Annotated in this window: 7 protein-coding genes; 4 read left to right on the top strand and 3 right to left on the bottom strand. The window is 68.0% G+C overall.

Annotated elements, in window-relative coordinates; genetic code table 11:
* Positions 1 to 9 precede the first annotated feature (9 nt).
* Both M8R19_RS32345 and M8R19_RS32340 read left to right on the top strand, forming a co-directional pair.
* Positions 10 to 3,165, top strand: a complete 3,156-nt coding sequence (locus M8R19_RS32345) for a DUF6519 domain-containing protein (RefSeq protein WP_249920044.1) — start codon at positions 10 to 12, stop codon at positions 3,163 to 3,165.
* A gap of 12 nt (positions 3,166 to 3,177) precedes the next feature.
* Positions 3,178 to 3,684, top strand: a complete 507-nt coding sequence (locus M8R19_RS32340; protein WP_249920043.1) for a tail protein X — start codon at positions 3,178 to 3,180, stop codon at positions 3,682 to 3,684.
* 1 nt (position 3,685) lies between these two features.
* On the opposite strand, the gene M8R19_RS32335 is transcribed toward M8R19_RS32340, so the two are convergent.
* From M8R19_RS32335 to M8R19_RS32325, 3 genes are all read right to left on the bottom strand, one after another.
* On the bottom strand, positions 3,686 to 4,699 hold the full coding sequence (locus M8R19_RS32335; protein WP_116424460.1) for an ABC transporter substrate-binding protein: 1,014 nt from the start codon (positions 4,697 to 4,699) through the stop codon (positions 3,686 to 3,688).
* A gap of 315 nt (positions 4,700 to 5,014) precedes the next feature.
* Positions 5,015 to 6,217: an ISL3 family transposase gene (locus M8R19_RS32330; RefSeq protein WP_249916914.1), complete on the bottom strand. Its 1,203-nt coding sequence runs from the start codon at positions 6,215 to 6,217 to the stop codon at positions 5,015 to 5,017.
* A gap of 899 nt (positions 6,218 to 7,116) precedes the next feature.
* The gene (locus tag M8R19_RS32325; RefSeq protein ID WP_249920042.1) at positions 7,117 to 7,599 is read right to left on the bottom strand and encodes a sigma-70 family RNA polymerase sigma factor; all 483 of its coding nucleotides are present in this window, start codon (positions 7,597 to 7,599) and stop codon (positions 7,117 to 7,119) included.
* Between the two features lie 161 nt (positions 7,600 to 7,760).
* Here M8R19_RS32325 and M8R19_RS32320 point away from each other — a divergent pair, with 161 nt between their 5' ends.
* Positions 7,761 to 8,765 (top strand): FecR family protein, encoded by a 1,005-nt coding sequence (locus tag M8R19_RS32320; RefSeq protein ID WP_074980882.1) that lies wholly within the window; start codon positions 7,761 to 7,763, stop codon positions 8,763 to 8,765.
* 264 nt (positions 8,766 to 9,029) lie between these two features.
* On the top strand, positions 9,030 to 11,492 hold the full coding sequence (locus tag M8R19_RS32315) for a TonB-dependent siderophore receptor (RefSeq protein WP_502943047.1): 2,463 nt from the start codon (positions 9,030 to 9,032) through the stop codon (positions 11,490 to 11,492).
* Positions 11,493 to 11,605: the final 113 nt, after the last annotated feature.

Raw genomic sequence — 11,605 nt, 5'->3', positions numbered from 1 at the left:
AATCCCGCCATGAGCTTCGATCTTTCGCGCATCCGCTTCGACGCCCGCCGCGATTTCCTCGGCGTGGTCATGCAACAGGGCCGCGTCCAGCTCGACGCCGACTGGAACGAATGGGTCGCGCAGCTGGCGCGGCGCCTGCAGGCCGGCAGCCTGGACGGCTTCGGCGGCAACGTGGTGCCGCGCATCACCCCCGACGGCTTCCGCATCCAGGCCAGCGGCGGCAAGCTGAGCATCGGCGCCGGGCGCATCTACGTCGACGGCCTGCTGGCGGAGAACCACGGCGCCGCGCCCCTGGCCTGGGAACCACGGCTGGCCGGCCTGGCCGGCAGCGCGCCGCTGGACTACGCCGCGCAGCCCTACTACCCGAACCCGCCGGCGCTGCCCGAGGGCGGGCCGCACCTGGTCTACCTGGACGTCTGGCAGCGCGAGGTGGACGCGGTGCTGGCCCCGGACCTGGTGGAGAAGGCCGTGGGCGTCGACACCACCGGGCGCCTGCAGACGGTCTGGCAGGTCAAGCTGCTGGCCGGCATCGGCGACGGCACCTGCGCCACGCCCGACGCCGAGCTGCCCGGCTGGCTGGCCGCGACCTCGCCCTCGGCGGCGCGCCTGAGCACCGCCACCGGGGTGCCGGACTTCGAGCCCGACCCGTGCCAGGTGCCGCCGGCCGCCGGCTACCGCGGCCTGGAGAACCAGCTGTACCGCGTCGAGGTGCACCAGGGCGGGCCGCTGGGCACGGCCACCTTCAAGTGGTCGCGGGACAACGCCACGGTGGCCTCGCGTGTCACCCACATCAACCCGGCGCGCGACCGCATCACCGTGGAAAGCCTCGGCCGCGACCAGGTGCTGTGCTTCCACGACGGCGACTGGGTGGAAGTCAGCGATGACTGGCGCGAGCTGCACAACCTGCCCGGAGAGCTGCGCCGCGTCCGTGTCGCCGGCGGCGTGGACGAGACCGCGCGCACCCTGCAGTTCGAGCTCGCGCTGCCGGCCGGGCTGTTCCCCACCGACGCCCAGCAGGCCACCGAGGCGGCGCGCAACACCCGCGTGCGGCGCTGGGACCAGGCCGGCCCGGTGCGCCGCGAGAACGGCAGCCAGCTGCTGGACCTGAACGCCCCCGGCGCCGCCGGCGACATCCCGGTTCCCGCCGCCGGCACCCGGCTGTTCCTGGAGAGCGGCATCCTCGTCGAGTTCAGCCTGGCGCCGGCCGGCGGCCAGTTCCACAGCGGCGACCACTGGGTGTTCGCCGCGCGCACCGTCGACGCCAGCATCGAACTGCTGGAGCAGGCGCCGCCGCTGGGCATCCACCACCACTACGCGCGCCTGGCGGTGGTCGACTTCCCCGACGACGAGACCGACTGCCGCGTGCTCTGGCCGCCCATCGCCGAGGGCGAAGGCTGCGACTGCAGCGTCTGCGTCAGCGCCGAGGGCCACAACAGCGGCGCGACCACCATTCAACAGGCCATCGACTCGATCAAGGACAGCGGCGGCACCGTCTGCCTCGGCATCGGCACCTACAACCTGCGCGAGCCGCTGAACATCGACGGCGCCCGCTCGCTGCGCCTGCGCGGCCAGGGCTGGGCCACCCTGCTGGTGGCCGGCCAGCCCGGCACCCTGTTGAACATCGAGGCGAGCATCGGCGTGGCCCTGGAAAACCTCAGCCTGCTCGGCTCGACCAACCGCGACACGCCGGCGATCCTCGCGCGCAACACCCTGGACCTGCGCGCCGAGCACATCAACGTGATCTGCCTGGCGGTGGGCGACGGCACCAGCGCGGCCATCGGCCTGGCCGGCTACGCCCTGGGCGCCTACGTCGGCGACTGCGCGCTGGTGGCCGAGCGCGGCATCGTGCGCGCCGGCGAATACCTGCTCGGCGCCGAGCTGCAGGTGGCGCGCAACCTGTTCATCTGCAGCCAGCGCGCGCTCAGCTTCGACGGCATCAGCCTGCACTACGGCAACACGCGGATCGCCGGCAACCTGATGCTGGGCGGCGAGCAGGCGGCGCTGGTGGCCACCGGCGCGGCGCTGCCCGGCGCGGTCTTCGACATCGACGGCAACGTCATCCACACCCGCGGCGCCGGCATCCGCGCCGGGGTCGACGGCCTGCGCATCCGCGCCAACGAGATCAACGGCCTGGACGAGGGCAGCGGCGACGGCATCGTCCTCGAAGAGGGCCTGGACCCGGTCGCGCTGGACGGCGTGCGCATCGAGGGCAACCGCCTGGCCCGGCTGCAGGGCAACGCCATCCTCATCCGCCAGCGGGTGGAGAACGCCATCATCACCGGCAACAGCTTCGACGCCATCGGCCTGGGCGCGCTGGTGATGGGCGAAGGCGGCGCCGCCGGGGTGCTCGCCTTCAGCGGCAACCGCTGCCAGGGCCTGGGCCTGGCGGCCGACCTCAAGGGCGGCGCCTATGCCGCCATCCAGCTGGTGCGCGTCGACCAGGCCGACCTGTGCGACAACCAGCTCGCCGAGGTGGCGCGCGAGGCCAGCGACCTGGCGGCACTGGACGGCATCCGCACGGCGGCGGTGCAGCGCCTGCGCATCAGCGGCAACCGCCTGCTCGGCATCGGCCCGGACCGCAGCGGCGCCGAGATCACCGGCATCCACCTGCTGCCGCCCTTCGACCGCGCGCTGCTGCAGGCCAACCAGGTGGAACGCCTGGGCGACGACCCGGCGCAGAAACCGGTGATGAGCCTGTGGCGGGCCATCCGCGTGGCCAGCGCGGCGGCCGGTTCGGCGCTCTACGCAAGCCCGGCGCAGGTGGTCGAGGGCGCGCAGCTGAGCTACCTGTTCACCGCCAGCCAGGTGTTCGCCCTGGCCCCGCGCGCGGCCGACCTGGCGATCCAGGACAATCAGCTGCGCAGCCACGCCAGCAGCCTGCCGCTGGTGCTCTGCGCGGCGCTGGACAACTGCCTGTTCGCCGGCAACCGCTGCCAGGCGCTGGACGGCAACGACCAGCAGCCGCAGCTGGGCGCCTTGCAGGGGCGCACCCTCAACGCCAGCAACAACCGCCTGATCGGCCGCGAGAAACTCGACACCCTGCACCTGAGCACCCAGCTGGAGCGGGCCATCGTCATCGGCAACGCCAGCAGCGGCAACATCAGGGTGCTCAGCGGCGCCACGGTGCCCAACGACATCAACCTGTGCAACCTCATCGGCGTCTAAGGAAGGTGCAGCATGCCCGTCATCCCGTTCCGCGGTGAAAAGAGCCTCGGCGAAATCGCCGACAAGCTGTACAACCGGCTCACGGCGAAGCAGCGCGAGAAGGTCGAGAGCGCCCTGCTCCAGCAGAACCCGCAGCTGGCCGACCTGGCCGCGCTGCCCGCAGGCACCCTGGTGCGCCTGCCGCAGATGCCGGAGCTGAGCGCCAAGGCCCGGGCCGGCAGCCAGGGGCCCCAGGCCGAGGTGGCCGCGCAACTGGGCGACGGCCTCGGCGCCTACGCCAAGCAACTGACCCTGCGCTACCGCCAGGCCATGGCGGCGCTGGCGGAAACCCAGGCGCTGCTGGGCGACGACGAACTGCGCCGGGCCATCGCCAAGGAGCCCGCCCTGCAGGCCCTGGCCAAGGACATAGGCCCCGCCTGCGAGGCCCGCGCCAAGCAGCTGGAGCAGCGCCAGAAGGCCGCCAGCGAAGGCCTGAAGCAGGCCCTGGCGGACCTGCATACGGGGTTCGGCAAGGGCTGATTCAGAGCGCGGCGGCGACCTTGGCCCGCGCCGTCTCAGGCAGCCAGGCCTGCCATACCTGCGGGTGCGCCTTGAGGAATTCGCGGGCGGCATCGCGCGGGGCCTGGCGCGTCTCGCTCATCTTCGCCAGGGCGGCATTGAGCTCGGCGATGGGGATGTCGACCTTCTCGAACAGCGCCACCAGCTCCGGGTAGTCCTTGCCGAAGGCCGCGGAAACGCCGATGGACAGGCGCGCCGGCAGCGACTGGCAGCCGCGCGGGTTGGGGTTGCTGGCGTCCACCAGGGTTTTCCAGGCCTCGGCGTCGAAGGGCGGCTCCTCCAGGCGCACCAGTTTGTAGCGGCCCATCAGCGGCGTCGGCGACCAGTAGTAGAACAGCACCGGCTTGCCGCGGCGGATGGCCGAGGCGATCTCGGCGTCCATGGCCGCGCCCGAGCCGCTGCGGAAGTTCACGTAGCTGTCCTCCAGGCCGTAGGCCTTGAGCTTCTGCGAATTGACGATCTCCGAGGTCCAGCCGGTGGGGCTGTTGAGGAAGCGCCCCTTGTCCGGCGCCTCGGCGTCGCGGAACACCTGGCGGTAGCGCGGCAGGTCGCTCACCGAACGCAGCTGCGGCGCGGCGGCGGCGATGCCGCGGGCGGGGTCGCCGTGGATCACGTAGTCCGGCACCCACCAGCCTTCGTTGGCGTTCTTCACGATGTCGCCCAGGCCGGCCACCTTGCCTTCGGCCTCGGCCTTGATCCAGGCGGGGCTGCGCCCGGCCCACTCCTCGCCTATCACCTGGATGTCGTTGTGCGCCAGGGCCGTCTCCAGGCTCACGGTGCTGCCGGGCAAGGTGTCGGTGGGGTAGCCATAGCCCTGCTCCACCAGCAGGCGCAGCACCTCGGTGATCAGGCTGCCGCTCTCCCAGGTGAGCTCGCCGAAATGGATCGGCTTGCGCTCCTCGGCCGCCTGCGCGCCCTGCGCCAGGAGCCCCAGGGCCAGCAGCGCGGCTCCCAGCCAGCGGGTGATCGAATGCATCGGGTCGTTCCTTCTTCGAGCCGGCCGCAAGGCCGGTGCCAGGTCGAAGGCGCGCCGGCAAGCACGCCGCGTCGCCACCCGCGCGAAGCGGGCCGGCCCTGTATTGATAGCCGAAACTCATGCCGCGCGCCGCAACCGGACGCATCGCCGCGCCCATCGCCCTGGCCCATATGCACTATCAAGCGCATTCATCATTAGCCTGCGAACAATTTGCTAGCTTATTACCCCATCAGGTGTTGCTCACCTGGTTTTGAAGCATCAAGGCCGTTACCCCCCCCGCTTCCCCCGCGACTCGGTAACGGCCTTTTTTTTGGTTCATCGCGCTTTCCCGGGGAAGGCGGCCTTGATTTTCAGGAAAAAGTAGGCGGAGTCCCTGAAGCCATAGGCCATGCGCTTGATCACCTTGATGCGGTTGTTTACCCCTTCCAGCAGGCTGGTGTGCATGGGGAAGCGAGCGCTGGCCAGGATGCCTCGGACGTATTTGCGCAGATTGCGAGCGAAGCGTTGCAGCGGGGCCAGGCCACTGTCCCTGGCGTGGCGCAACCAGTCCCGCCAGCGGCGCCAACCCTCCCGCACGCTGGGGGCGTACCAGATTTCCTTGAGCGTATCCTTGAGCACGTAGACCGTGGCCAGTGGCTGGTTGGCCTCGAGGATTTCCTGCAACTGCACGGCTTGCTGATCCTTGAGGTTTTCGCGATTGCGCAGCAGCAACCAACGACTCTGCTTGATTACCTTGCGTGCCGCTTTGTCCTGGCGTAGCGCGTTGGCCTGATCGACACGGATGCGGTCGATCACCTCCCGGCCATAGCGAGCCACCACGTGGAATAGGTCGTAGACCACTTCGGCACGGGGGCAATGCTGTTTTACTTCCAGATCGAAGGCGGTGTTCATGTCCATCGCCACGGCCTCGATTTGCTGGCAGCGCTCACCGAGCAGTTCGAAGAACGGCTGAATCGCCTCGCGGCTGTTGCCATGCCCGACCCACAGCACGCGTGTCCGCTGCGCATCCATGATCACGGTGGCGTAACGATGTCCTTTGTGAAGAGCGAACTCGTCCATCACCAGACGGCGAACGTCACCCGGCTCGAAAGCACCGACTGCGGCCTCTAGACGACGTTTGTCGAGCTGCTTGAGCGTGTGCCAATGCAGACCGACGAGGCGACTGACGTGACTGATGGGCAGTAATTGCAGCAAAGCCTCGAGCCAGATGCGCAAGCGCTGGGTCAAGCGCGACGCTGGCTCCAGCCAGTCGATCCGCTCGGTCACCCGACCACAGCGCAGGCAGTCGACGCGGCGCACCGGCAGTTGGAGCAGGACGCGCTGGTCGAACAGATCGCGATCACGCACCCGGCGAATCCGCCGTTCGTGGATTAATGGACTGGCCTGACCGCAGCGCCCGCATTTGGGGACAGCGCTGGCGTGAGGCTTGAGCTCGATCAGCAGGGTGCTGTCGGCAGATGGGTGGCAGGCGATGACTTCGTAGCCTGGCCAGAAAGCAGCAAGATCAATAGGATGCACGGCGACAGCAGGGGGTGGGGGTTGGTTCGTTTGGCGACTGCCAATCTACCCGCTTCCCTGACTGTCAATCCGCTCTTTCCCCAGACTCCGCGAAGAACCTTTTTTTTCGCCTGCGATTCAGGGTTGGTATTGTGCGGCGGGCTCCAGAGCACCCTCACCCCAGCCCTCTCCCGGAGGGAGAGGGGGCCGTTGGCCGGAGCGCCGATGCCTTCATGGAACTGTAGGAGCGAGCTTGCTCGCGAATGGGGTTTGCCGGGGGCTGCGGTGTTGGGGTCAAGAGCGCCCTCTCCCCAACCCTCTCCCTGAAGGGAGAGGGGGCTGTCCTGAGTGAAGGGAGAGTCCTGAGTCATCCTGATACTCCTCACCCCCCTCGTCATTCCCGCGAACGCGGGAATCCAGTGACGGCCGGGTTCGCGAGCAAGCTCGCTCCTACGAAGAGCAAAAGCACGTCCGCTCTGGCTTTTGCTTTTGGGATTTCCAGAGAAACCTCCGCGCACTCCGGAACGCCCCTTCAGAAGGCCGAGCGAAACCCGCGCTCAGGAGGTCATGCGACATGGATGTCGCGAGAGCCCCGCGGGCTACAGGGACGTACCCTCGGGGCGGGCCTCCGTGGCGGGGGAGTTCGTGAGGGTAGCCCGGCTCCATCGGGCCCGTATGTCGGGGCAAGCCTTTTTGGTTCCTTTTGTGGCGTTTGACAAAAGGGACTCGCCCGAGGGGGCGAAACAAGAGACATCCGAGCACTCGGAGCGGCGCGCTACACCGAACCCAACCCAAAAAGTCTCTGGGTTCCCGCGTTCGCGGGAATGACGAGGTGTGAGGATGGTGCCTGACCAACAAGCCGCTCAACCATGAAAGACGCATAACGCCCCAAGCGTTATCTGCCGTTCCCACCAAAACCCCTACCCCTGCCCACCCCACTGCAACAACCGCTGCCGACAATGCCGCATGGCATTGACGATATGCTTCTCCACCATATCCCGCGAAATCCCCAGACGCTCAGCGATCTCGGCATGGGAACACCCCTCGACCTTGCGCAGCAGAAACGCCTCCCGGCAGTTCTCCGGCAACTGCTCCAGGGCACGACGCAACATCAGCAACTGCTGTTGCTGGATAGCCTCAGCCTGCGGACAGCGCTCATCGAGACAACCTTCACGATCCAGCGCCTCCAGATCCTCGTTGCGACGGATACGCGCACGCCGGCGCAAATCGATGCTGAGATTGACGGCAGTCTTGAAGAGGAACGCCCGCGGCTGCTCGATGCGCTCCTCGGCCTTGCGGTCGAGCAGGCGCAGGAAAGTCTCCTGGGTCAGGTCCGCGGCGGCATGGCGGTCCCCCAGGGTGCGACTGAGGAAGGCGGTCAGTTCCTGGTAGTAGCGAATCAAGAAAAAAGCGCTCCGCCCGTTAGGGGGCTTGCGGGTAAGATCGGCTCTCGCAGCCGACGCTGGCTGACAGCCCGCGTCGGAGGTAATTATAATCACTCGCATCAAGCCGAAAAGAAAGCGTGATCTGGGCACACTTCGCCGCCCAGTCGTGGAAGCCTTCGATGAACCAGCCCCCCGCCGAGCATGACGACCAGAGCCTGAGCGCCGAAGCCGCGCGTTGGTGCTCGCGCCTGCACGAGGCGGACTGCACCCGGGCCGAGCGCGACGCCTTCGACGCCTGGTGCGCGGAAGACCCGCGGCACCGCGACGAATACCTGGCGATGCTGGAAATCTGGCGCCTGGCCGATCGCCTGCAGGCCCCGGCGCGAGCGCCCCTGTCGCACACCCGCCGGGCCACGACGCGGCCACGGCGCTCGCGCATCAGGCGCTTCGCCACTGCCGCGGCCATCGCCTGCCTGGCGCTGGGCGCGGTCTGGTCGACGGGCTGGTCCGCCGGCTGGCTGCCGTCGCGCATCGGTTACTACAGCGCCACGGACGCGCCGCGCGAAGTGCGCCTGGCGGATGATTCGCAAGTGCGCCTGAACGCCCACTCCAGCCTGTTCTTCGCCCTCTACCGCGACCGCCGCGACGCCCGCCTGGGCAGCGGCGGCGAGGCCTACTTCAGCGTCAGCCACAACGCCCTGCAGCCGTTCACGGTACGCACCGACAACGGCAGCGTGCGCGTCACCGGCACCCGCTTCAACGTCTGGACCGACGTCAACCAGATGCTGGTCACCCTGCTGGAAGGCTCGGTGATAGTCACCCCGCCGCCTGGCGTGGACAGCAACGCCGCCCAGCTGACCCCGGGCATGCAGGCCCGCTACAGCAGCGCCACCGGGCAGCTCGAACTGGCCCAGGTGGCCCCGGGCGACGCCATCGCCTGGCTCGACGGCCGCCTGGTGCTGCAGGACCAGCCGCTGCAGGCGGCCATCCCGCAGATCAACCGCTACCTGGCGCACCCGGTGCGCCTGGGCGACCCAGTGGTGGCGGCCATGCGCATCGGCGGCATCTACGACACCAGCGACCTGCAGGCGCTGGTCGACTCCCTGCCCAAGGTGCTGCCGCTGGAGATGCGCCGCCATGACGACGGCAGCATCACCCTGGCCAGCAGGTACGCGCCGCTCTGACAGATCCACCTGTAGGAGCGCGCCCTGCGCGCGAATCGCGGGCAGGGCCCGCTCCTACAAGACGCGCGTCGTAGGATGGGTTGAGCGAAGCGATACCCATCACCCCCAACCGCATGGGTTTCGCAAGCTCAACCCATCCTACGAAAAGCCATCGCCCCTGCGTGACATCCCCCCTCCTATCCATGCCCGCGAAAAAAAGTCTTCCGGTTTTTTCCGGTAGCCGCGTCATAGAAGGCTAATCATTCGCATTAATAACAAAACTGCATGGATCATAGGAGTGTCCCAGTGAACCGCAAGCCCCTGCACAGCAAGCGCAGCCCCCTGGCCCGCCTGGTCGGCGCCGCCGCGCTCGGCCTGACCCTGAGCGCCACCAGCGCCTTCGCCGCGCCGGTGCGCATAGATATCCCGGCACAGCCGCTGGCCTCGGCGCTGACCAACCTCGGCAGCCAGGCGCACCTGCAGATCATCTTCAACCAGGCCCAGGTGCAGAACCTGCGCAGCCCCGGCGTGCACGGCGAGATGGAGCCGGCGCGGGCGCTGGAGCAACTGCTGCGCGGCACCGGCATACGCTACCAGGTCGACGGCAGCCGCGTGACCCTGCTGGGCGCCGACGCCGCCGGCAACGACACCCTGGCGATGCCGGCCCAGGTGGTCACCGCCGCCCCGGAAGGCACCGACAGCTACGTGCCGCGCACCAGCGCCAGCGCGAGCAAGACCGATACCCCATTGCTGGAAATCCCGCAGTCGGTCTCGGTGATCACCCGCAAGCAGATGGACGCCCAGGGCGTGCAGAACGTCAGCCAGGCGCTGCGCTACGTGCCCGGCGTGCGCGTGGAGACCTATGGCCAGGACCCCAAGGGCTATGACTGGCTGTTCATCCGCGGCTTCAACGGCCAGACCACCAGCGACTACCTCGACGGCCTGCGCCAGCTGAACAACAGCTACACCTTCTTCCGCACCGAGCCCTATGCGCTGGAGCGCATCGACGTGGTCCGCGGCCCCTCCTCCACCCTGTTCGGCCTGGGCGACGCCGGCGGCATCATCAACCGCGTCAGCAAGCTGCCCACCGCCGCCGGCGTGCACGAGGTGGAACTGGGCTTCGGCAACCACGACCGCATCCAGGGCCGCTTCGACATCGGCGACCGCCTGGTGGACGACGGCAGCCTGCTGTACCGCGTGGTCGGCGTGGTGCGCAAATCCAACACCGAGTTCGAGTACGACGACGGCCACGAGGTCAAGGACGATCGCTACTACATCGCCCCGTCCTTCACCTGGGCGCCGGACGAAGACACCAGCTTCACCTTTCTCAGCAGCTTCATGAAGGACGACAGCGGCGGCACCATCGCGGTCAACACCCCGCAATACGGCCATACCGACAACACCCTGCTGGGCGACCACAGCTTCAACCACTCGTACCAGGACCAGTTCACCCTGGGCTACCAGTTCCGCCACCGCTTCAACGACAACGTCGAGTTCCGCCAGAACCTGCGCTACGGCCAGGTCGACTTCATCCTCAACAACATGCTGCCGCTGGGCACCGTGCAGAGCGCCGTGCCGGCCCTGGCCGCGCTGGTCCCGTCCCTGGCCAACGACGTCCTGCGCTCGCCGCGGCGCTGGGACGAGCACATGAACGCCTTCACCGTCGACAACCAGCTGCAGTTCGACTTCGACACCGCGGGCATCCAGCACACCCTGCTGACCGGCATCGACTATTCGCGCACCGAATCCGACGTCAAGCGCTACTTCGAGAGCCTGAGCCTGGCCAACCTGTCGTACTTCCTGCCGCTGCTGCTGGACCCGAGCAACCCGAAATACGGCCTGAACATCAACCGCCCGAGCACCATCCAGGTCAACTACGACCAGGACATCGACGCCGTCGGCTACTACGCCCAGGACCAGATCAAATTCGACGACAACTGGCTGCTGACCCTCGGCGGGCGCTACGACAACGTGCGCAGCAGCACCGACGACCACATCGCCGGCAGCCACACCCTGGCCAAGGACGACGCCTTCACCGGCCGCGTCGGCCTGACCTACCTGACCGACTTCGGCCTGGCGCCCTACGTGGCCTACTCCGAGTCCTTCGTGCCCAACAGCGGCATCGACGGCAACGGCAACACCTTCGACCCGAGCACCGCGCACCAGTGGGAGACCGGGGTGAAATACCAGCCCACCGACAAGCTCCTGCTGACCCTCGCCGGCTTCGAGATCGAGAAGACCAACGTGCTCACCAACGACGTGGTCAACGGCGTCAACACCGGCTTCCAGAAGGCCACCGGCAAGGTGCGCTCGCGCGGCATCGAGGCCGAGGTGAAGGCCCAGCTCGACGAGCACTGGGACCTGCTGGGCTCCTACACCTACACCAAGACCAAGATCCTCAAGAGCAACAACGGCGACGAGGGCAACCGCTTCGCCAACGTGCCCGAGCACATGGCCTCGGCCTGGCTCAACTACACCGTCCGCGAGGGCATGGCCAACGGCCTGAGCGTCGGCGGCGGGGTGCGCTACACCGGCTCGGTGTACGGTGACAACGGCAACACCTTCCACGTCGACAACTACACCCTGTACGACGCCGGCGTGAGCTACCCGGTGAACAAGAACGTCACCCTCTCCTTCGCCGCGCAGAACCTGCTCGACGAGAAGTACGTGACCACCTGCGACGACATCGCCGAGTGCTACCCGGGCGAAGGCCGCACCGTGCTGACCAGCGTCAAGTACACCTGGTAGGCCCAGGCCATTCCCCTGTAGGAGCGGACCTTGTCCACGATGGCCGGACACCCTGGCGCGTTTCGCGGATGAGATCCGCTCCTACGCCGCCCCACCCACGCCATTCCAATGTA

It is taken from the genome of Pseudomonas sp. R3.Fl (genome assembly GCF_023516765.1).
GTDB classification, from domain to species: domain Bacteria; phylum Pseudomonadota; class Gammaproteobacteria; order Pseudomonadales; family Pseudomonadaceae; genus Pseudomonas; species Pseudomonas citronellolis.
This window is presented reverse-complemented; position numbering and strand designations above follow the sequence as displayed.